Source organism: Streptosporangium sp. NPDC002721, assembly GCF_042888905.1.
Taxonomy (GTDB): domain Bacteria; phylum Actinomycetota; class Actinomycetes; order Streptosporangiales; family Streptosporangiaceae; genus Streptosporangium.
Genome location: NZ_JBIAQI010000004.1, coordinates 1 through 20,093, shown reverse-complemented (window position 1 = coordinate 20,093; position 20,093 = coordinate 1). Strand labels below are relative to the sequence as shown.

At 70.0% G+C, this 20,093-nt stretch carries 20 protein-coding genes; 8 read left to right on the top strand and 12 right to left on the bottom strand.

Going from position 1 to position 20,093, the window contains the following annotated elements; genetic code table 11:
* Positions 1 to 210 precede the first annotated feature (210 nt).
* Entirely contained in the window at positions 211 to 876 is a 666-nt protein-coding gene (locus tag ACFYWM_RS06260; RefSeq protein ID WP_389909408.1) for a Type 1 glutamine amidotransferase-like domain-containing protein, read from the top strand.
* 404 nt (positions 877 to 1,280) lie between these two features.
* On the top strand, positions 1,281 to 2,084 hold the full coding sequence (locus ACFYWM_RS06255) for a hypothetical protein (protein WP_389909405.1): 804 nt from the start codon (positions 1,281 to 1,283) through the stop codon (positions 2,082 to 2,084).
* Between the two features lie 69 nt (positions 2,085 to 2,153).
* Here ACFYWM_RS06255 and ACFYWM_RS06250 read toward each other — a convergent pair whose 3' ends face one another.
* Positions 2,154 to 2,873: a response regulator gene (locus ACFYWM_RS06250; protein WP_389909402.1), complete on the bottom strand. Its 720-nt coding sequence runs from the start codon at positions 2,871 to 2,873 to the stop codon at positions 2,154 to 2,156.
* Positions 2,874 to 2,977: 104 nt separating this feature from the next.
* The gene (locus ACFYWM_RS06245) at positions 2,978 to 4,189 is read right to left on the bottom strand and encodes a sensor histidine kinase (protein WP_389909399.1); all 1,212 of its coding nucleotides are present in this window, start codon (positions 4,187 to 4,189) and stop codon (positions 2,978 to 2,980) included.
* 197 nt (positions 4,190 to 4,386) lie between these two features.
* Here ACFYWM_RS06245 and ACFYWM_RS06240 point away from each other — a divergent pair, with 197 nt between their 5' ends.
* The 5 genes from ACFYWM_RS06240 (at position 4,387) to ACFYWM_RS06220 (ending at position 8,993) form a co-directional block, all read left to right on the top strand.
* Positions 4,387 to 5,232, top strand: a complete 846-nt coding sequence (locus ACFYWM_RS06240; protein ID WP_389909396.1) for an MBL fold metallo-hydrolase — start codon at positions 4,387 to 4,389, stop codon at positions 5,230 to 5,232.
* Between the two features lie 362 nt (positions 5,233 to 5,594).
* Positions 5,595 to 6,560 carry an ABC transporter ATP-binding protein gene (locus ACFYWM_RS06235; protein ID WP_389909393.1) on the top strand — a complete coding sequence of 322 codons (966 nt, stop codon included), beginning with the start codon at positions 5,595 to 5,597 and terminating at the stop codon, positions 6,558 to 6,560.
* Positions 6,561 to 6,602: 42 nt separating this feature from the next.
* Positions 6,603 to 7,322 carry an ABC transporter permease gene (locus tag ACFYWM_RS06230; RefSeq protein WP_389909390.1) on the top strand — a complete coding sequence of 240 codons (720 nt, stop codon included), beginning with the start codon at positions 6,603 to 6,605 and terminating at the stop codon, positions 7,320 to 7,322.
* Between the two features lie 90 nt (positions 7,323 to 7,412).
* Positions 7,413 to 8,144 (top strand): CPBP family intramembrane glutamic endopeptidase, encoded by a 732-nt coding sequence (locus ACFYWM_RS06225; RefSeq protein WP_389909387.1) that lies wholly within the window; start codon positions 7,413 to 7,415, stop codon positions 8,142 to 8,144.
* 84 nt (positions 8,145 to 8,228) lie between these two features.
* Positions 8,229 to 8,993: a GPP34 family phosphoprotein gene (locus ACFYWM_RS06220; RefSeq protein WP_389909384.1), complete on the top strand. Its 765-nt coding sequence runs from the start codon at positions 8,229 to 8,231 to the stop codon at positions 8,991 to 8,993.
* Between the two features lie 187 nt (positions 8,994 to 9,180).
* On the opposite strand, the gene ACFYWM_RS06215 is transcribed toward ACFYWM_RS06220, so the two are convergent.
* Both ACFYWM_RS06215 and ACFYWM_RS06210 read right to left on the bottom strand, forming a co-directional pair.
* Positions 9,181 to 9,555, bottom strand: a complete 375-nt coding sequence (locus ACFYWM_RS06215) for a VOC family protein (protein WP_389909381.1) — start codon at positions 9,553 to 9,555, stop codon at positions 9,181 to 9,183.
* 61 nt (positions 9,556 to 9,616) lie between these two features.
* Positions 9,617 to 10,618, bottom strand: a complete 1,002-nt coding sequence (locus ACFYWM_RS06210) for a sigma-70 family RNA polymerase sigma factor (protein WP_389909378.1) — start codon at positions 10,616 to 10,618, stop codon at positions 9,617 to 9,619.
* A 209-nt stretch (positions 10,619 to 10,827) separates the two neighbouring features.
* Here ACFYWM_RS06210 and ACFYWM_RS06205 point away from each other — a divergent pair, with 209 nt between their 5' ends.
* Positions 10,828 to 12,525 (top strand): YncE family protein, encoded by a 1,698-nt coding sequence (locus ACFYWM_RS06205; protein WP_389909375.1) that lies wholly within the window; start codon positions 10,828 to 10,830, stop codon positions 12,523 to 12,525.
* Positions 12,526 to 12,562: 37 nt separating this feature from the next.
* Here ACFYWM_RS06205 and ACFYWM_RS06200 read toward each other — a convergent pair whose 3' ends face one another.
* The 8 genes from ACFYWM_RS06200 to ACFYWM_RS06165 all read right to left on the bottom strand — a co-directional run bounded on the left by ACFYWM_RS06200 (position 12,563) and on the right by ACFYWM_RS06165 (position 19,677).
* A complete protein-coding gene (locus ACFYWM_RS06200) occupies positions 12,563 to 13,222 on the bottom strand; it encodes a hypothetical protein (protein WP_389909372.1) in 660 nt (219 codons plus the stop codon).
* Between the two features lie 100 nt (positions 13,223 to 13,322).
* The gene (locus ACFYWM_RS06195; protein ID WP_389909370.1) at positions 13,323 to 13,802 is read right to left on the bottom strand and encodes a hypothetical protein; all 480 of its coding nucleotides are present in this window, start codon (positions 13,800 to 13,802) and stop codon (positions 13,323 to 13,325) included.
* 600 nt (positions 13,803 to 14,402) lie between these two features.
* Positions 14,403 to 14,966, bottom strand: coding sequence for a dihydrofolate reductase family protein (locus tag ACFYWM_RS06190; RefSeq protein ID WP_389909367.1), 564 nt, complete (start codon positions 14,964 to 14,966; stop codon positions 14,403 to 14,405).
* A gap of 62 nt (positions 14,967 to 15,028) precedes the next feature.
* Positions 15,029 to 15,985, bottom strand: coding sequence for an RNA polymerase subunit sigma-70 (locus ACFYWM_RS06185; RefSeq protein ID WP_389909364.1), 957 nt, complete (start codon positions 15,983 to 15,985; stop codon positions 15,029 to 15,031).
* On the bottom strand, positions 15,982 to 16,410 hold the full coding sequence (locus tag ACFYWM_RS06180; protein ID WP_389909361.1) for a hypothetical protein: 429 nt from the start codon (positions 16,408 to 16,410) through the stop codon (positions 15,982 to 15,984). The genes ACFYWM_RS06185 and ACFYWM_RS06180 overlap by 4 nt, the downstream gene beginning before the upstream one ends.
* A 556-nt stretch (positions 16,411 to 16,966) precedes the next feature.
* Positions 16,967 to 17,197 carry a hypothetical protein gene (locus ACFYWM_RS06175; protein ID WP_389909359.1) on the bottom strand — a complete coding sequence of 77 codons (231 nt, stop codon included), beginning with the start codon at positions 17,195 to 17,197 and terminating at the stop codon, positions 16,967 to 16,969.
* A 606-nt stretch (positions 17,198 to 17,803) separates the two neighbouring features.
* Positions 17,804 to 19,306 (bottom strand): ISL3 family transposase, encoded by a 1,503-nt coding sequence (locus ACFYWM_RS06170; protein ID WP_389910251.1) that lies wholly within the window; start codon positions 19,304 to 19,306, stop codon positions 17,804 to 17,806.
* Positions 19,307 to 19,422: 116 nt separating this feature from the next.
* Entirely contained in the window at positions 19,423 to 19,677 is a 255-nt protein-coding gene (locus ACFYWM_RS06165) for a hypothetical protein (RefSeq protein WP_389909356.1), read from the bottom strand.
* Positions 19,678 to 20,093: the final 416 nt, after the last annotated feature.

Here is a 20,093-nt window from a genome sequence, read left to right as displayed (position 1 = left end):
GGGGCCGGGGGGGGGGGGGCGCCGGGGCGGGGCCCCCCCCCCCCCCCCCCCCCCCCCCCCCCGGGCGCCCGGCGGGGCCCCCCCCCCCCCCCCCCGCCCGGGCCATGCGACCGGGCCATGTGATCGAGACGGGTGGCCGCCGGAGATCGCACGCACCGGTCTCCCGGCTCTCGACGGGAACGTCATGACCACTACGTACAGGAGGCAAGCGTGAGGCTTCTCCTCACTTCCGCCGGCGTCAAGAACCCGAGCATCCACAGGGCTCTGGTCGACCTGCTGGGCAAACCGATCGCCGACTCCAACGCCCTGTGCATCCCCACCGCGGGGTACGGGCATCCCCAGGCCAGTCCTGACAGGGTGTGGCGCTTCATCAGCGGCCGGTCCCCCCTGCCCATGTGCGAGCTGGGCTGGAAGTCCCTGGGAGTGCTGGAGCTCACCGCGCTGCCCGGCATCGACGAAGAACGCTGGGTCTCCTGGGTCCGGGAGACGGACGTCCTGCTGGTGAACGGCGGCGACGCCCTGTACCTGTGCCACTGGATGCGGCAGTCGGGACTGGCGGAGCTCCTGCCGTCACTGCACGAGACGGTCTGGGTGGGGCTGAGCGCCGGGAGCATGGTGATGACCCCCCGTATCGGGGAGGACTTCGTCGGCTGGAAACCGCACACCGGCGACGACAGCACGCTGGGCGTCGTCGACTTCTCGATCTTCCCGCACCTGGACCACGAGCTCCTGCCGGAGAACACCATGGCCGACGCGGAAAGATGGGCGGCCGGAATCCCGGGCCCGGCGTACGCGATCGACGACGAGACCGCCATCAGAGTGGCCGACGGCACCGCCGACGTCGTCTCCGAAGGGCACTGGAAGCTGTTCTCCTGATACCGGCGGGCCCGGCCGGGTCGCCCGCGACTCCGGCCTCGACGACCGGGACCGGGACGTCCTCCCTGACACCGTCCCGCCGAACGACATCGCCGCGGACCGGGCCGGAACGCCCGGACTCCCTCCGAAGGACCACGGCAACCGGCCCACGACCGCCCCGGCCCGCCCGGCCCCCACCGATCCGCCGGCGCTCCACGACGCGAAGCTACCGCCTCAACGGACTACCCGGCATCTGCCCACGGTCGGACACGCGCATCCGTCCGGGGTCTCATCGCCTGCTCGTACCCGCCTGCCAAGATGCGACCCGGGCCAGACGCGCGCTCCCCGCCTCGACCCTCACCATTTCGGTGTGCCCCGGCGTACCGGTCCGGGCACACCGACACGGACGAGACGGGCGGCAATCCATGAGCATTGACCTTCGCGGGAACGTCACGCGATGGCGCCGGACAGGCGCGGACCGGCGGGCCGCCAACGCCGCGGCCAACCTGGATCTGCGGTCCCCGTTTCCCGGCCGATGGGTAAGCATCATCTCGCTGATCGGCGGCCCCACCCTGATCATGGCCGGGACCCTCCTGCGCTCCCCGTTCTACTACTTCGTCCCTTACCAGCTCACCGCCTACACCCAGCATCCCGCCCTCATCACCGCCGCCTACGCCTGCTTCGCCGGCGGGTTCGTGCTGCTGTGGCCAGCGGTCATGACGCTGGCACAGAGGATCGCCGCCACCAGCCCGCTGTGGGGAATCTGGGGCGGCTGCCTGGTGATCGTCGGCCTGTTCACCCGGACCTTCCAGTTCGGCACCGATCACCTGGCCTTCCACCTGACCGACACCCTCGGCCTGCGGACCATGCTCACCGGCATCGACGGCTACTACCTGGCATGGCGGGACACGGTCTGGCACCCCTTCAGGTCCATGTCCGGGCCGGCCTTCTTCGGGTGGGTCGTGCTGGCCGTCGGCGCCTACCGCTCCGGCGCCCTGGGGCTGGGCCGTTCGATCGCGCTCGGCCTGATGTCGGCGCTCGCGCTGGGGACGCTCAAGGGCACCGAACCGCAGTCCTTCATCGCCGTGGGCGGCCTCTGCGTCGCCTTCATCCCCCTGGGCATCTCGCTGCTGCGCGGCGGCCCCCCGCCGACCAGGCGCGCCATGATCTGGGTCGCCGTCCTCATCGGCGTGCATGTCCTCATGTCGGCCTTCGGCCCGAGAGGGTGACGATCCGGCCCGGTGACAGGGGCGATGAACGTGCGGAGACGCGCCCTCGTCCGGAGAAGGGCGGAACGGTCACCGGCGGCCGTCCGAGCCGGTGACGAGCCCGCCCTCGTAGGCGGCGATGACGAGCTGGGCCCGGTCCCGGGCCCCCAGTTTGGCCAGGAGACGGCCGATGTGGGTCTTGACCGTGCCGACGGTGAGGTGCAGGTGCTCGGCGATCTCGGCGTTGGACAGTCCCCTGCCGACGAGGGTGAGCACCTCGCGCTCGCGCGGGGTGACGTCATCGAGACCCCGCACCGCCTGGGCCGGACGAGAGCCCTCCAGGAAATCGGTGATGAGCCGGCGGGTGACGGTGGGCGCGAGCAGCGCCTCACCGGAGGCGACGACCCGGATGGCGGCCAGCAACTCGGCCGCCATGGCGCTCTTGAGCAGGAAGCCGCTCGCACCCGCCCGCAGCGACGCGTACACGTATTCGTCCAGATCGAACGTGGTGAGGATCAGCACGCGCACGCCGGCGCAGGCGGGGTCGGCGCAGATGCGCCGGGTCGCCTCGATGCCGTCCATGTCCGGCATCCGTACGTCCATAAGGACGACGTCCGGCCGGTGTCGGCGGGCCAGGAGCACGGCCTCGGCGCCGGTGCCCGCCTCGCCCACGACGGCCAGCCCCGGCGTCGCGTCGATGAGGACCTTGAGGCTGTCGCGGATCAGGACCTGGTTCTCGGCGAGCAGGACCCGGACGGGCGGGGGCGAGTCGTACGCCGCGTCGCCGATGTTCGTGTCGTCAGTGCTCATGCCGTCGGTACTCATGTCGTCAGGGCTCATGTCGTTCGGTGTTCATGCCATTCAGTGCTCATGCCGTCGGTGCTCATGCCGTCGGTGCTCATGTCGTTCGGTACTCATGCCGCGGTGCCGTCCGGGTCGTAGGGCAGCCGGGCCGCCACGCGAAAGCCTCCTTCCGGCCGGGGGCCCGCGTCGAACGCGCCCCCGTACATCTTGGTCCGTTCCCGCATGCCGACCAGGCCGTGTCCGCCGTGTCCGCCGTGACCAGGGCGCGGCGGGCGGCCGTGGCGGGGGCCGTCGTCGACGACCTCGATCACGGCCTCCCGGCCGTCGACGTCCACGGTGACCACGCAGCGGGTCGGCCCCACGTGGGTGACGACGTTGGTCAGGGCCTGCTGCACGATCCGGTACACCGACATCGCGACCGCCGCGGGCGGGGCGGCCTCCTCACGGACGGTCAGCTCCACCTCGACCCCGGCCGAACGGGCGTGGGCGGCCAGCTCGGGCAGGTCCGCCATGCCGGGCGCGGGCACGGGGTCCTGCCGGGGATCACCGTCGGAGCGCAGCAGGTCGAGCACCCGGTGGATCTCGGCGAGCGTGCTGCGGCTGGTCTGCTCGATGACGGCCAGCGCGGCGCGGGCCTCCTGCGGGCGGGCCTCGGCGACGTGGTTGGCGACGGTGGCCTTGACGGCGATCAGGCTCATGCTGTGGCCGATGACGTCGTGCAGTTCGCGGGCGATGCGCCTGCGCTCGTCGGTCACCGCGGCGTCGGCGAGGTGGCGGACGAGGCGGGCGGTCGTGTCCCGCTTCCAGCGCACGACCGTTCCGACGGCCCACGCGACGGTCAGGAACACGCCGATCGTGCCGATCTCGATCGGCCAGGCCGCCGGCATCTCGCTGGGCGCCGCCGCGGGCGCGAGACCGGGGAACACCTGCGCGTAGAAGATCAGGATCGCGGTCACCGCGGCGGACAGGCAGACCGCCAGGCCCGCCGCCGACCAGGCGATCGTGGTGGTGGCGGCCACCAGGTACAGCACGAGCACGGTCGGCACGAACGTCAGCCAGATCGCGCCCGCCGCGACGGCGCCGGCCACGGTCACCCCCGTGCCCGTGGCGCACGCGACAGCGAGCACGACCCGCGGCCGGCGCCGCCGGACGGCGATCGGAAGGCTCAGGACCGCCGCCACCAGCCAGGCCGCCCACGCGGGCCACGGTGACGACCGCCCCGGTGGATCGACGATGGCGTAACTGATGAGCAGCGCCACGGCGACCGCCACCGCCGCGTCGACGACGTCCCTCCCGCCGCGCCGCCATCCAGCCCGTTCCATGCTGGGACAGTATCGCCTCACCGGATCGTGCGGCATCCGCCCGCCATCGGCCATCCGCACCCGCCCGCGCGTCCCTCCAGGGCGCCGGACATCTCGGCCGCGGCGTGTGCGCTTCGCCCATAGTGCTTGCGATTCACCATCACCGGGTACTACCGTCTCGGCGAGCGGTTGCAAACCACAAGCGGAAGGGGCCACCCGTGCTGAGGCAGGTAGCGGAGGGTGTGCTGGTCCACGAGAGCGAGTTCTGCCAGAGCAACGCCGTCGTCGTGCACGGCCGGGCCGGCGTGTTGCTCGTCGACCCCGGGGTGGAGGACGACGAGATGGCCTGCCTCGCGAACGACCTGTCCGATTCGGGCCAGACCGTCGCGGCGGGCTTCTCGACGCATCCGGATTGGGACCACCTGCTCTGGCACCCCCGGTTCGGCGCGGCCCCTCGCTACGGCACGGCCCGCTGCGCGGCCACCGTCCGGGATCAGCTGTCCGACCCGGGCGCGAAGGACGAGATCGCCGCCCACCTGCTTGAAACGGAGGTCGCCGGACGGGTCCCGCTGGACCTGTTCGGCCTCCTCACCGCCCTGCCCGCCGAGACGGCGCGGATTCCGTGGAACGGCCCTCAGGTCCGGATCATCGAGCACCAGGCGCACGCACCGGGCCACGCGGCGCTGTTCGTCGAGGAACGCGGGGTTCTCGTCGCCGGCGACATGCTCTCCGACGTCCTGGTCCCGATGCTCGACCTGAACGGCACCGCCGACCCGGTCGAGGACTACCTCGCGGCGCTGCGGCTGCTGGAGGGCGTGGCGGGCGACGTCGAGGTCGTCGTCCCCGGCCACGGGTCGGTCGGCGGAGCCGATCAGGCGCACGCACGGATCGAGCGGGACCGGGCGTACGTGCTCGCCTTGCGTGAGGGCGACGTTCCCGACGACCCGCGGATCGGCCCGTCGGCCAAGCCCGGCTGGGAGTGGGTGAACGATGTGCACGACGGGCAGGCCCGGCGCCTCGCCCGGAGAAGCGAGCGCGACGGGACGCCAGAGCGAAGGACCTGACGACGTCCACCGCCGGCCGTCAGCCGGTGCGGGTGCTCGTCACGACGAGGGCCCTCACCTCCGATCACCGGTCATGACCCCACATCGCCGGACAGGAGGCCGGTCCCCGAGCGATCGCCGGGCAGGAGGCCGGTCCCCGGGCGGCGGAGAAAGACGGTCGCGGTGCCCGTCGGCGGGATACACGGGACTTCTGCGTTCATCGGTGACTTCCCAGGAGCAAACAGCACACCACGCCCATTGTTCTCAGCGTTTCGCGGCACCGACAGTGACGCAGCGTCATACGTTCGCCGAAGAAATGTCATGACGAGGTCGTGACGTGGTCGCACTGCCCGCCGCGCGCGGCGGCTGCTGGAATCGACGCCATGTCCTCCACACCGGTCATCGACGTCGAACGTCTGAACCTCACCTACGGCGACTTTCACGCCGTGAAAGACCTGTCCTTCCAGGTGGAGCGCGGGGAGCTCTACGCGCTGCTCGGCACGAACGGGGCGGGCAAGACCTCGACCCTGGAGATCATCGAAGGCCACCGCACCGCCACCTCGGGCACCGTGCGGGTCTTCGGGAAGAGCCCCCGTGACCGGCGCGCCGTGCGGCCCAGGATGGGCATCATGCTGCAGGAGAGCGGATTCTCCCCCGACCTGACGGTCAGGGAGTCGGTCCGGCTGATCGGGAAACTCACCCGGCGCACCGACCAGGTCGAACGCGTGCTCGCCATCGTCGACCTCACCCGCAAGGCCACCACCAAGGTCTCCCAGCTCTCCGGCGGCGAGAAACGGCGCCTGGACTTCGCCACCGCCGTGTACGGAACACCTGAACTGATCTTCCTGGACGAGCCCACCACCGGCCTGGACATCCAGTCCCGGGACGATCTGTGGGACGCCGTCGACCGGCTGCGCGAGAACGGCTCCACCGTCGTCCTCACCACGCACTATTTGGAGGAGGCGCAGCAGCGCGCCGACCGCATCGGCCTCATGCACAGGGGCACCTTCCACCGCCAGGGAACCGTCTCGGAACTGACGCGAACCCTGCCGGCCGCCATCCGCTTCTCGCTCGCCACACCCGCGTCCGCCCTCGCGCCGCCGACGCGGGACGCCGACGGGCGAGCCGGCGGTGCGGCCGGGGCCCGCCCCGCCCCCGTACCCGCCCTCGCGCTGCCGCTGCAGGCCACCCGCGAAAGCGACGGCAAGTTCCTCATCGAGACCTTCAGCCTGCAAAAAGACCTGCACACCCTGCTGCGCTGGGCGCAGGAGCACGCGGTGGAGCTGCGAGACCTCCAGGCCGGGCCGACCCGGCTCGACGACGTCTTCCGCGCCCTCGACAACGACTAGACCACCCCGCGCCCCTCTCCCTTAACGAAAAGGACCTTCGTCATGCTCTCGATCGCTCTCAGTGAGCTGGTCCAGATCTTCCGCAACCGGCTGATCCTCGTCACCAGTCTCATCGTGCCCGTGGCGGTCAGCGCGCTCTTCATCCGCCAGCACGAGGCCTTCGCGGCCCTGGGCAGCCTCGGATACATCGCGGCGGTGGTCATGTTCACCGTCGGGGCGTTCGGGCTCTACACCACCGTGGTCACCACCTTGGCCTCACGCCGGCAGAACCTCTTCCTCAAGCGGCTGCGCTCCACCGCGGCGAGCGACACCGACATCATCTGCGGGCTGCTCCTGCCGATCACCGTCATCTCGCTGGTCCAGGTGACCATGATCATGACCGTGCTGGCCGCGGTCGCAGGCGGGCCGGACAACCTCCCGCTCCTGGCGGCGGCCGTCATCTCAATGGTGATCATGATGCTCGGCCTGGGACTGGCCACCGCGGGGGTGACGAACTCCCCCGAGCACGCCCAGGTGACCACGCTGCCCGTCAGCCTCGCCACCATCGCGGTGGCCAGCTGGGTGGGGATCACCGGCACCGAGGAGCTCACCCTGCTCAAGCGGCTGCTTCCCGGCGGCTCGGCCACCGAATTGGTCCTCAACGCCTGGAACGGCGGCGCCCCCCTCTCCGACTCCCTTCTCCTGCTGGCGCCCACACTGAGCTGGGTCGTCGTCGCCGTCGCGCTGGCCTCCCGGATCTTCCGCTGGGAACCACGCCGATGACGGCGATCGACGCGGCCACCCCACGGACACGGATGACGCCCATCGAGACCGAAACGCCCGTCGAAACCGTAGAACAAGGAGTTCACCACCATGTCGACTGACCATGCCGGCCACCCGCGGCGGCCGGACCCGGCCGGCACCACCTCCCCGGCGCGGCCGGGCTGGCCCGAGATCGTGGTCGGCCTGCTCGCGATGGCGGCCGCCACGGCCGTGATCCCGTTCTTCGGCCCGCTGGGCCTGGAGTCGGACGCGGTGGTGTACGGGCTGCTCCTGGCCGCCTGGTCGGGCCTCGTCGGCCTCGTCGGTTTCGCCGCGGCCGCGCTGATCCGCATCCGCTCCTGGGGCGCCTTCAGCGTGCGCCGCACCACCTGGCGCTGGATGGGCATCGGCGCCGCCGCGGGCGTGGTCGCGATCGTGCTCAAGGGCGTGGTGAACTACGCCGTCATCGCCCTGACCGGGTTCGACGCCGACCCCCAGAGCCCGTACTACGACGCGGCCGGCGGCGGCGTACTGCCCCTGATCCTGACCTTCGCCTTCCTTGCCGTCCTCACCCCCATCGGCGAGGAGTTCCTCTACCGCGGCGTCATCACCAACGCCCTGCTGCGCTACGGGCCCGTCGTCGGCGTCCTGTCCAGCTCACTGATCTTCGCCCTCCTCCACGGCATCAACATCGTCCTGCCCTCGGCGCTCGTGGTGGGCGTCATCGCCGCCGAGGCGATGCGCCGCAGCGGGTCGATCTGGCCCGCGGTGGCCGTCCACGCCGTCAACAACATGGCCCTGCCGCTGCTCGTACTGATCACCGGAACCACCGGGCCCGGTTGATCACGCCACGCCGAATCCCATGGTCACGTGCCGCGGCGAACCTGATTCACGAAACCGGCACACCTCCGTCGAAAGGCGAAACCGATGACCCAGCAGCCCGAACACCCCTTCACCGGCTTCACCGGCGGCGAGGCCGAGACGCCCGGCGCGGCGAAACGGCTCGGGGCCCCGACCCTGGCGGAGGATCTCCTGCTCCTCCTGTTCCAGCCGAACTCCGGCCTCCAGGCGGGCACCGGGACCATCGCGGGTGAGAACACGCTCTTCTACACCCTCGCCGGAGCGGTGCTCGCGGACCTCGGGCTCGGCGGCCATGTGCGAACCGATTCCGGCCGGGTCGGGACGACACGGGTGGGGGCCGTCGAGGATCACCCGCCGTCGGACGTCATCCTCCGCTTCGCCTGGGACTACCTCTCCGAGAAGCCCCGAGGCGTCCAGACGGTGCTCGCGGCGATCGGGCCGAGACTACGTGGCCCGCTGCTCGACAGGCTCGTCGAACGCGGCGACATCCGCCGCGCGAGCCGCAGGACGCTCGGCCTGTTCGATGTGAAGGTCCTCGAGGACGGCGGAAACGGGCGCCGGTCCCGGCTCCTCGCGGACGTCCGCGACGTGCTCGTCGAGGGCGCGGAACCGCGGCCCCGTGTCGCCGCGCTCGCGGCACTGCTCTCGGCAAGCGGGACGCTTCCCCAGTTCCACCGCGAGATCCCCTGGACCTCTCCCGTGATCACCCGCGCCAAGGAACTCGAACAGGGCAACTGGGGAGCCGGAGCCGCCGCCGAAGCGGTCACGCGCACCGTCACCGCGACCATCGTCAACAGCGTCATCACGGCGACGGTACTCCCCCAGAACTGAGGAACGCCCCTCTTGCGGACTCGCCTCCCCCAACCGACCTGAACCTATCGGCCCCGTACACCATCTTGGCCACGCCCGCATCCAGTACGCGCCCTCAAGGAACGCCATGGCCGTCAATGACGTGACCGGATCAGGCACGGCGACTGGAAGCCGTACCTGGCGATGACCGCGCCGCGTCAGCGACCGGCTAGCCGGCGCTCCCCTGGAGGGACTGGGTCAGGTTGACCATGTTCCCGTCAGGGTCGTGGACGTGGGCCACGCGTTCTCCCCAGGACATGTCGGTCGACGGGCCGAGCACCCGTCCGCCCGCCGCCTCGACCCGGTCCAGCAGGCCGTCGACGTCGTCGACCTTCACGCTCAGCAGGATCCGCTGCGGCGCGGACAGGTCGGTCGCCGCCTCGTTGACCAGTCCGAGCTCCGAGTCTCCCAGCTTCAGTCTCACGAAGAAGGCGGGCCCGTCCTCCGGGAAGCGGCCCTCCTCCACCGCCCCGAGCAAACGCTCGTAGAAGGCCTGCAGTCGATCCAGGTCGGATGTGGTGATGATGGGCTGGACGGTCGTCATGTCCGCTCCTCCGGTTCGCTTGAGTCGCTGTCCACGGTGATACGTCGTGGCCTCACGAAACTCATCGGTGCGAAGGAAGCATTCGCGTCGGCTGTGACGAATCAACCGGGGCGCCGAAAAGCGGGATCAGCCGGTCGGTGTCCAGATACGTGGTGATGCCGCCGATCAGACCCCCGAACACGTCAAGGAGGACCAGCCCGAAGGGTGCGTGGACACCGTCGGGACCAGGTCTGGTCTGCCAGAACGCCGGTGAGCCGTTCGCCGCGGCCGGGACGAGGCGCGCGCCCGCGCAGGACGCTTCCGGGTCCAGCAACGCCCGCCTGATCTGGTCGCGGCCGCGAAGCCACCAGGTGAAAGGCGGCATCGACATCGTCGCGTCCTCGTGCAGCAGGGCGACGAGCGCGGCGATGTCATGGCGCTCGAACGCGGCGCAGTAGCGGGCGAGCAGTTCGCGCTGGGCGGGGTCGGACGGCCGGAACGGCTCGCCGGGCACGACGTCAACCGCTCTGATCGTCGACCTTGCCCGCTGCAACGCGCTGTTCACCGATGCGGCGGTGGTCTCCAGGAGGTTCGCGACCTCCTCGGTCTTCCAGCGCAACACGTCGCGCAGGATCAGCACCACCCTCTGCCGGGGCGGCAGGTGCTGCAGCGCGGCGACGAACGCCAGGCGGATCGTCTCACGCCGCACGGCCAGCTCCTCCGGATCGCCGTCCATCGGCAGCACGAGACCGTCCGGAACCGGATGGACCAGGCTCCGCTCCGACGCCGGCTCACCGATGCCCTGCCCGGCGTCCGCCGCCCGGCTGAGATCCATGGCCAGGGCCCGGCGTTGCGGGCTGCGCAGCATGTCGAGGCAGATGTTGGTGGCGATGCGGTAGAGCCACGTACGCAGTGACGCCCGCCGCTCGTCGTAGCGGTCGAACGACCGCCAGGCACGCAGCAGCGTTTCCTGCACCGCGTCCTCGGCCTCGAAGCCGGAGCCCAGCACCCGGTAGCAGTAGCCGGTCAATTCACCCCGGAACAGCTCCAGCCGGGAGCCTTCGCCGGTCAGGGTCTCCACCATCCCTCGACCATATGCGCCGCCACCGACACATCGAAGTCGCCCTCAGGACATGGCGGTGAACGTGGCCTCCGCCGAACTGACCGATGCTCTAGACGGCAACCCCACGCTATGCGAATATGTGTTCGATTGATGAAGATCGTCAACGGAGCGGGCCCCGTAGTCATGCCGGGGTGCTCGACTCTCCCCTCCCCCTCCAGAACGGAGCGCCTGTGCGCCCATCAACCTCTGCCCGTGCTCCCCTGTTCCGCCGATTAGTCGCCTGGGCCGGGCCCCTGCTCCTGACGGCGGCCCTGCTCGTCACCCAGGCGCCCACCGCCGCGGCCACCGCGGCCACCGCGACCGTCACCGACCTCGGCGTCGCCGGGACGGGCGGAGACGTGGTGGCGCGCAGCAGGAAGGTCTTCGTCGCCGCCGGCGACCAGATCGTGGTCACGTCCACCGACGGCAAGGTCATCGGCACGATCCCCGGCCTGTCCGGTGCCGTCGCCCTGGCCTCGCCGGAGAGCGGCGGGAAGGTGTACGCGGCGCTGCGCGACTCGCACGAAGTGATCGAGATCGACATCGCCACGCTCGCCATCACCAGGCGCGTCGACCTCACCGCGTACCCGTGCCCGTCGAGTCTGGCTCAGGAGTACGACCGGCTGTGGATCGGATTCGGCTGCGGCGAAGAGGGGCAGGGAGGGGTTCTCGGCCTCATCGCGTGGCCGGCCCCGCCCACCCCCGCCTTCCGGGTCGGACCGGCCACGACCCGGGCTCCGCTCGTCGCCGTCTCCGGGAACACGCTGGTGGCCGGGGAGCCGGGAGTCAGCCCCGCCACCGTCAAGGTGTACGACATCAGCACCATGCCTCCCACCTCGCGCGGCGAGATCCGCGGAGAGGCGAACGAGCTTCCGGCCCTGCGGGATCTCGCACTCGCCGAGCACGGATCGACGGCGCTGTCGGCGTCGGACGACACCCGCCGGTTCGACGCCTGGGACACGACGGCCCTGACTCGGGGCCGCGCCTACGACAGCAACGGATTCGGCGAGCACGGCGTCCCCACCGCTGTCGCGACCAACCCGGACCACAGCGCCTACGTCGTGGGCGGCTGGAACTCCCCCGCGGGCGACGCGGCGGAGCTCGTGGTGTACGACGCGACCACCTCGGAGGTCATCTACACCGCCGCCCACCAGGGGAAGGCGGTGGTGGCGGGCAGCATCGACTTCTACGGCACGGTCACCTTCGCGGTTCTGAAGGAGCCCGGCACCGGGCGGATGCACCTCTGGCGACTGCCGTCCTCGCCCTACCACTCCTCCACGCTGACCTTGACGGCCCCCTCCGAGGTGACCGCGCTCAAGCAGTGGACCTTCAGCGGACGGCTCACGCTGAGCAGCGGGCTGCCACCCGGCCCACAGACGCTCTCGCTGTACCGCTGGCTCCCCGACGACACCTCCAGGCCCTTCCAGGAGATCACCACGGCGGCGGACGGGACCTATGAATTCACCGACACCCCACCGTCCATAGGGGCGTTCAAGTACCGGGTGTACTGGCCGGGCAACTCGTGGTTCCGGGGTAGCGGCTCCTCGACAACCGTCACGGTGGCCTCATACGAGCCGACGCTCACCGTGACCGGACCGGCGACGGGCGACGTCGGCGAGCTGCTCGACTTCAACGGCACCTTCGGCGTCGAAGGCATCACCTTCCCGCAGACGGTCATCACCGTCTCACGCAGGGTCGTCGGCCCGGATGGCGCCGTCACCTCGAAGAGCCTGGTGAAGTTGATCCCCGCCGCCGACGGGTCGTTCGGCTTCTCCGATACGCCGACCACGGCCGGCGAACACACGTACACCGTCAGGTTGCTCGGCAACTCGACCGTCAGGTCAGCGAGCACCACCCACGTGGTCACCGTCCTCCAGCCGCCCGCGTAGCATCCCGAAGCTCGGGTGACGGCGACCCGGCTCGCCGTCACCCATGCTTTCCCACTCCAAGGGACCACAGATCACCGAGACGGCCATGGAGGTCCGCCTGAGCACCGGCGGAACGACACCGTCCGTCAACGAAGAGGTCTCCATGCCGGAGGCCGGACCCTTCCGGTGACCACCTCGGTTCAGACGAACATCCAGCGGTAGAGCAGTTGGTCGCGCTCCTTGGCGCGGCGGGCCAGCCCGACAAGATCCTTGACCAGGGACAGCAGATACTCCCCGTCGTCCGGGGAGTGGGGGAGAACTCCTCGATCTTCGCCCAGCGTTCCGCCACCGCGGGCAGGGACGAGTCGTCCGCGCCGGCGAGGATGTCGCGCGCGTTCACCGGCAACTCGTCGATGGCCGCCCCGCCCAGGTAGGGGGAGTCCTCGGGCAGGGCGTCCCACTCCTCGTCGGTCTGCGGGGCCGGATCGGGATACGAGGGGTACAGGGGCACCGTGTCGACCAGGCCGAGAAAGAAGTCGACACCACCGACGAACGCCACGAGCTGCCCCAGGATCACCCGAGGGTCGACCCATTTGGTCTCCACGGCGTCGAACCCGGCGACTCCGTACTCAGGATCGTCGATCACCCGGGAACGGTCCGGCTGGACGGTCGCCGCCGCACGATCCACGGCCCGGTAGTACTCACAGAAGACGCTCACGCGAGCGATCCTGACCCGGCGTGCGCGACAGGGCGACCACTCGGGCACACCTGCCCGGTGACCGCTACCGGATATGACCGACGCCTGGGAGCCGACAGGCTCACGGCAGGACGCTCATGTACGCCATGTTGTCCATCGGCAGCCCCGTGGCCGCGACCTGCTCGCGCAGGTCGCTGCTCATGTGCTTCTTTTTGAGCCGCTCCACCGTAACGAGGACGGAAGGCCATCTGGCCGACTTCACCCAGATCTCGGACGACTCTCTGCGCGAGACGGGCCAACCACTCCGGTCCAGCCGTCGCTCGGCCGCGGCGAGTATGTCGTCCTTCACCTCGCCGTCGAAATAGATCACAAGGTCGTTCATTTCGACGTACGTGTTCTCCCACTCGTGGACCATGACGGCCTCTTCGCCGACGACACGGCCGACGGTTCGTAACTCCGAGAGCACGGCCGGGTCCACGCGCCGCACATCGGGCCCGAAGAAGAAGTACAGCGTGGCCCATCCCAGGCCGACCGCCAGGAGGACAGCACCCAGCGGACCCGCGGCGCTCTTCAGACAGTTGTTCATGCGCGACAGCGCCATGCCACCCGCACCTCCTCGACCAAACGATCATGTTGCCGGACAACGTGCCCGACAATCAAGGGTGAGCGAGTTCGATCACCTGTCTTGGGGTGCGTCCGGCGCCGAAGGCTTCGAAGAAGTCGCCCAGACCGTCCTGGTCGCGTTGCCCGCCACCATCACCAACGACCGCTTCCTCGCCCGGTGGCACCCCACCCACCAGCCTTCGGACGAGCCCGCACATCCGCCGACATCCCCGAGATCCCAGCAGAGCACCTCGACCGCTCGCCGCTCACGGGCCGGAACAGGCCACCTGTCTTATGACCCGCCCTTCAGATCACCTTGTCGCAACACCCGGCACGGCGGTCGTACGGGCGCGGGGCCGCCGGCTGCAACAGGCCGAGCACAGGAAACGGCCCCCGGAGAAGATTCCTCCAGGGGCCGAACCCGTGTTGCCTTGCGCCCCGCTCAGGCCGCCTGGATCCTGCTCGCCGTCGCGTCGGCCGACACCCCCGAGGCCGGGGGCGCGAACGCCCTGCCCACCTCGAGGTGTTCCCGGTGCCCGGGGTCTGGCGATCGGCACCTGCCGGGTGCCGATCGCCGTCGCCGTGGTGACGCCCGCGGTCACGGCCTGACCGGCCGGTACCGCACACTCAGCTCGGCCATGGGGTCGTCGGCACCGACCCGGTGGAGGTAGTGCGGCCGGCCACCGGGGAGGTCCAGCAGCCGGATGCCGTCGCCGAGCAGCACGGGCGCGATGTGCAGGTCGATCTCGTCGAGCAGCCCGCGTTCGAGAAGCTGGGCACCGATCGTCGGTGAGAGCACCTCGACGTTCTTGCCGCCGGCCGCGGCCAGCGCGATCCGTACCGCCTCGGCCACGTCGCAGTTCAGGAACGTGACGCCGTCGGCGGGCTTGGCGTCCTCCGGATGATGGGTGAGCACGAAGATGGGGCCGGTCCAGGCGCCGCCGTAGACGCTGTGGGGATCCGGGAAGTGGTCCCAGCCGCGCCGGCCGCCCAGGACCGCGCCGGTGGTCTCCACGTACTCCTCGACCAGGCCCGGCTGGGGCGAGATGCCGGTCATCATCCAGTCCATCTCGTGGTCGGGCCCGGCCACGAACCCGTCCAGGGACATGGTGAAGTGCCAGAGCACCTTGCCGTTCGCGGTCTGCGGTTCGATGTCGCTCACTGCTGTCTCCTCTGCCGGCTGATTACCTTGTGCGGTATTGAGACGGCATCCACCGCGAAACCTCATCGGTCCAGGGTGGGCGGGAGGTTGAACGACGGGAACAGGGCCGGCTCGTGGAACGCGACGATCTCGGTTATCCGGCCGTCGCGGACCAGCAGCACACCGATGCCGAACGGCTCGTACGCGTGCCCGCCCGGCGGGCACCGGTACGTCGCCGCGGCCAGCTGGCCGTTGGCGCTCGCCGGCAGCATGCGCAGCGTTCCGACGTAGTCGGGCGAGCCGGCGTCCCAGCTCGCCGACAGCGCCGCCAGCACGCCGTCGCGGTCGGTGAACCACTCCGGGTACGGCGGCATCGTCGCCCGCACGTCCCGCGCCAGCAGATCGGCGACCTCGGCCAGGTCGCCGCGCTCCACCGCGGACATGTAGCGGCGCAGGATCCTGCGATCCTCGTCGGTGGGCGGGGCCGACGGGGCCCAGTCCGACCGGCCGGGCGGCAGGCGGGTGCGCAGGGTGGCCCTGGCCCGCTGCAACGCGCTGTTGACCGAGGCGACGCTGCCGTCGAGGACCTCGGCCGTCTGGCGGACCGGCCAGCCCAGCACGTCGCACAGGATCGTCGCGGCGCGCTGCCTCGGCGGCAGGTGCTGGATGGCGGCCAGGAACGCCAGCTCCAGGGTCTCCTTCGCGACCACCGCGGCCTCCGGGTCGTCGGCGCTCGGTGCCACCGGCTCCCACAGGTGGCCGGGGAACGGCTGCAACCACGGGCCGCCCGGCGAATCGGCCTGGTCGGGCAGCGTCCGGCGGCTCCGGCCGTCGAGGAAGTCCAGGCAGGCGTTGGTGGCGATCCGGTACAACCAGGCGCGCAGCGAGGAACGGCCCTCGAAGCCGTCCCGGCCGCGCCAGGCCCGCAGGAACACCTCCTGGACCATGTCCTCCGCCTCGTCGAACGACCCGAGCATCCGGTAGCAGTGCACCCGCAGCTCGCCCCGGTGCCGCTCGGCACGTTCGGCGAAGTCGGTCACCGGGCGGCCGTTCGGGCGTACCTCGGCCGGTGGGCCGGCTCGCCGCCCATCGAGGCGTCCCGGGTGACGCCGTCCGCCGGCCGGCCGGCCTTCCCATGGAAACGGCGGGCCCGCTCGTCGCCCTCCAGCACCCGCAGCACCGCGCGCGGGACCCGCAGCACCGCGCGCGGGACCGGGCGCGTCGGCGCGTCGTCCACCAGCGCCCGGTCCACGCCGGTTCCCCCGTGCCCGGCCGGCGCCCGCCCGCCGAGCCGGCCTCCGTGCGGGCCGTCGCCCCGGACCGCCAGCTGGACGGGCGAGTCGTCGTGGACGAAGAGGCGCGCGACGTGACCGTAGCCGCCCTTCTTCCTTCGTACCTCGTAGCCGGATTCGTCGTCATCGGGCACCGGGTGCGGGCATGTGCCCTTGAACAGGGGAATCTCCATCAGGACGCCTTCCTGCGTACGGCGGGCGGGGTGCCGGCCGGAGTGGGGCTCAGTCAAGCAGAGGTACGACAGTGGGGCGTAGCGGCCGGTACCCGCCGGCGTCGGCGGAGTGGGTGCCGTAGAAGCGCGCGTTCTCATGGTGAGTCGGTGAGTCGGCAAGATGCGCGCCAGGACCTCGTCGCCAACGTCGCGCTCCTCGCGGCGCGGGGCGACGACGCCGAAACCGTGGTACTCCGCCGACCGGCGGACGAACGACAGGATCCCGCTTGATCGAGATGATCAGACGGAATCCCGTCAACCTCAATCCAGCCGTTTCAAGAACGGCCCTTGATGGGGTGTTCACGAGTGTGCGTGACGTGCGGCCGGAGCAGGGATTTGTCGATCGCTTCCCAAGTTATGGATGATCGTTTCCCGGCTGTCTTCTCAGCGGCGGAAAGGGAGGATGCCAGGTTGATCCGCTTACGTCGCGCCGAGATGGCGAAAGTCTTCACCGAAGCGCGATGAGGGCCTCCACGGAGTGCCCAGGATGCCGAAAACCAGGGATCCTGCCCGGTGGTCAGCTCCAGGGGACGCAGATGACGTAGATGGTTCCATTGGCTGAGCCGGTGGCCCTGATCTCCCAGCCTCGTGGCTCTTTGGACACCCCGAAGACGGGAAGGCTCTGGTAGACCTGGCCCGCACCGTTGTTGATCTTGTAGCCGCCGCCGGTCGCGTACTGGCCGGGGGCGCACATGACGCCACCGGAGCCGCCGGCGAAGGGAGCCTCCTCGACTTGGGCCCCCCTCACCCCTCCCGGATCCCCCTTCTCCCCCTTGGACCCTTGCGACCCCTGAGGCCCCTGTTCGCCCTGCGGGCCGGTCTCCCCTGTGTCGCCCTTGGACCCTTGCGGGCCGGTCTCCCCCGTCTCGCCTTGGGATCCAACGGGGCCCGCGTCACCCTTGAGCCCTTGCTCGCCTTGTGGTCCGGCGGGTCCCACTGGGCCTTCCGGTCCGGTCGGTCCTTCGGCACCCCACTGGACGGCAACCTCGGCGAAAAAGCACTCGGTCCCAGGCTCGACTATCCGAGTAACGCGAGTGATCTTGCTGACGCAGGCGTGAACCTGAGGCGTGGCAGACGAAGCGGTAGCCATACCTCCTACCGGTAACAGCGCTGCCATCAGCGCACCCACTGATGCGAGCGTAACCAGGCGCCCGCTCTTCCTGACCCCCATAACGGCCTCCCTTTCTTGGAACGACCTGTGTTGCCGACATCGACCCGCCCTCCGACTGGACGGGCCGACGTCTCCTTTTGATCATGCGGCGGGGCTACCGTCAAGATCGACATGAGACTCCTTGCTACGCCGTCGGGTCTGTCAATCAAACGGCTCTGTCTCTCTTTCGGTGGTGACGGAGCGTTAGGCCAAGAGGATGCGGTGGCGGAGCAAGGTGAAGCCGGCTCGGCCGTGCATCTGGCGCATGATTCGCTTGGTCTTGGTGTTCACGCCTTCGGTGCCGCCGTTGTGGAAGGGCATGGTGACGGCCGCGCGGACGGCTTCGTGGTCCTGGTCGAGGCCTCGGGTGAAGGCGTGCAGATGAGGTAGATCGACGCCGCGCGCGGTGGTGATCCACGCGTCGAGGTGGTCGGCGTTGTCCTGGCGTGGCCGGAGCAGGTCGGCGAAGGTGCGCACCAGCCCGGCCAGGTCGATCATCTCGGGGCAGGTGGTGGTGAGGTCGTCGTGCAAGCGCCGTTGGTCGTCGGTGAGGTGGTCGGGCCGGGTGAGCAGGGGTCGGGCCAGGCGGCGTGGGGAGATGGGAAGCCGGTCGGCTTCGACCCTTCCTTGGGTGATGTAGCGGTAGAGCAGGTTGAAGCTGCCCTGGTAGCCGAGGGCTTTGATCTCGGTGAACAGGTGCAGGACGGGGACGGCGGGCTCGTCGCCGCGGCGGCGCCGAAGGTGGTCGCGGTAGGGGTCGACGAGGGTGGGCCGGTATTGCGGGGCGCGTTGCAGCCGCTCTGGCTCGCGGGCGCGGGCGTAGCGTTTGACGGTGTTCAGACCTAAGTTCAGTCGGCGTGCGCACTCCAGCAGGCCGACGCCTTTGCCGAGGAGGTCGTGGATCTGGTGCCAGCGCTCGCGGGTGGTCTGGGCGCGTTTGCCGTCTTGCAGCGGCGGTCCGGCCTTGGCCCAGCAGGCGCTGTGTCCGGCGACTTCTCTCAGGACGGCTTCGCTGAAGTTGTGCCATAGGTGCCAGCGGTCGGCGACCTGGATGGCTTCTGGCAGGGCGCGGCGGATCGCTTCGGCGTAGGTGGCGGAGCCGTCCCGGCACACGATCTGCACTCCGGGATGGGCCTGCAGCCAGGCTGCCAGGAGATCGGCGGTGCGGCCGGGTAGGACGTCGATGCGCTCGCGTGTTTCGGCGTCGATGAGCACGGTGGCGTAGCGGTGGCGCCGGCGCAGGGCGAAGTCGTCTACTCCCAGCACTCGAGGTACCCGCGGCTGAGGTAGCGGCAGGCGCAGCAGGATGCGCAGGGCGGTATGCCGGGACAGGTGCACGGCCAGCGCGGATAAGGTGCGAGCGCCGGCACGGCCGGCCAGTTCACGGACCACCACGCCGATCTGCGAGGTCAGGCGCGGAGTGCGCCGCTGGTAGCGCTCCAGCACACCGGGAAGCTGTTCGCGGAAGGTCTGGCGGCAGCCGGGCGTGGGGCAGATGAGACGGCGAATCCGCACCAGCACCACAACGCGGCGGGCATCGATCGGGATGTCGGCCACGCTCCGCTCGTAATAGCCGTGCACCCGCGCCGCCTCGGCCCCGCAAGCCGGGCAAGTGACTGATCCATCTGGGGTCCGCGCCCACACCCGGATCTGCTCGCCCTCGTCTGCGACGTCTTCAATGACCAGCGGCGATAAGCCCGAAAACACCGTATGCACAAGCTCGTCGACATCACGCACGACTCAGCGTGACCTATCGGCACCTTCCGTCACCACCGAAAGTGAGCCAGAGCCGATCAAACGGTGTAACTGATCGTTTTGGTTGTCTACTTCTGGCCGGGTGATAGGCGTCCGTCGAAGGTGACGGCGATCGGCCGACCGTTCACCTGCCCGACCGCCACCGCCGAGAAGACGTCATCGTGATGCCCCAGCAGATCCGCGGAAGGCCAGAAGTGAACGGCGAGCGCCACGCAAGCTGTCAGCGCGGCAACCCACCAGAGGCGTCGGCGGGAAAACACCCGCCCTACCGCCACTGCCGGCATCTCCAAAGTCCTGTCCCCGGCAGGAATCGTGTCCTCCACGACCGTGGGGTCCGGCGGCGCGAGGCCGATGGGTGCGGGCCACCTGGACGAGACAGGCTGGCCGGGGCCGGAAGGACCACTCGCGTCCTGCCCGGTCGTATCGTGACCGGATGCTCCGGGATCACCCGTGTCCAGCCGACCCAGATCAGGCACCGCGCACCATCCCTTCTGGCGGCATCACACCTCGGGGCGGCCGGGCGGAGCCATTCGGCCACAGATGGCCGAGAAAAGTGGAAGTGGTCGCAGCGTGCTAGATCACGCGAACGAACCCAACTGCCCCTGGGGATGGGCCCCAAGTGATGATCAGAAACATAGTCACTTAGATCGTGACTCATTTGGCGATCAGTCGTTGGATACAACGTGGATGCATTCCTTCAGCGACTGGTCCCTGACGAGTTGTGGGAGCTGTTTCAGCG

Excerpts from the sequence above, each read along its gene's own strand:
- ACFYWM_RS06245 (WP_389909399.1), bottom strand. The coding sequence starts at position 4,189 with ATGGAACGGGCTGGATGGCGGCGCGGCGGGAGGGACGTCGTCGACGCG.
- ACFYWM_RS06225 (WP_389909387.1), top strand. The coding sequence starts at position 7,413 with ATGTCGACTGACCATGCCGGCCACCCGCGGCGGCCGGACCCGGCCGGC.
- ACFYWM_RS06210 (WP_389909378.1), bottom strand. The coding sequence starts at position 10,618 with ATGGTGGAGACCCTGACCGGCGAAGGCTCCCGGCTGGAGCTGTTCCGG.
- ACFYWM_RS06220 (WP_389909384.1), top strand. The coding sequence starts at position 8,229 with ATGACCCAGCAGCCCGAACACCCCTTCACCGGCTTCACCGGCGGCGAG.
- ACFYWM_RS06180 (WP_389909361.1), bottom strand. The coding sequence starts at position 16,410 with ATGGAGATTCCCCTGTTCAAGGGCACATGCCCGCACCCGGTGCCCGAT.
- ACFYWM_RS06230 (WP_389909390.1), top strand. The coding sequence starts at position 6,603 with ATGCTCTCGATCGCTCTCAGTGAGCTGGTCCAGATCTTCCGCAACCGG.
- ACFYWM_RS06255 (WP_389909405.1), top strand. The coding sequence starts at position 1,281 with ATGAGCATTGACCTTCGCGGGAACGTCACGCGATGGCGCCGGACAGGC.
- ACFYWM_RS06195 (WP_389909370.1), bottom strand. The coding sequence starts at position 13,802 with ATGGCGCTGTCGCGCATGAACAACTGTCTGAAGAGCGCCGCGGGTCCG.
- ACFYWM_RS06215 (WP_389909381.1), bottom strand. The coding sequence starts at position 9,555 with ATGACGACCGTCCAGCCCATCATCACCACATCCGACCTGGATCGACTG.
- ACFYWM_RS06250 (WP_389909402.1), bottom strand. The coding sequence starts at position 2,873 with ATGAGCACTGACGACACGAACATCGGCGACGCGGCGTACGACTCGCCC.
- ACFYWM_RS06235 (WP_389909393.1), top strand. The coding sequence starts at position 5,595 with ATGTCCTCCACACCGGTCATCGACGTCGAACGTCTGAACCTCACCTAC.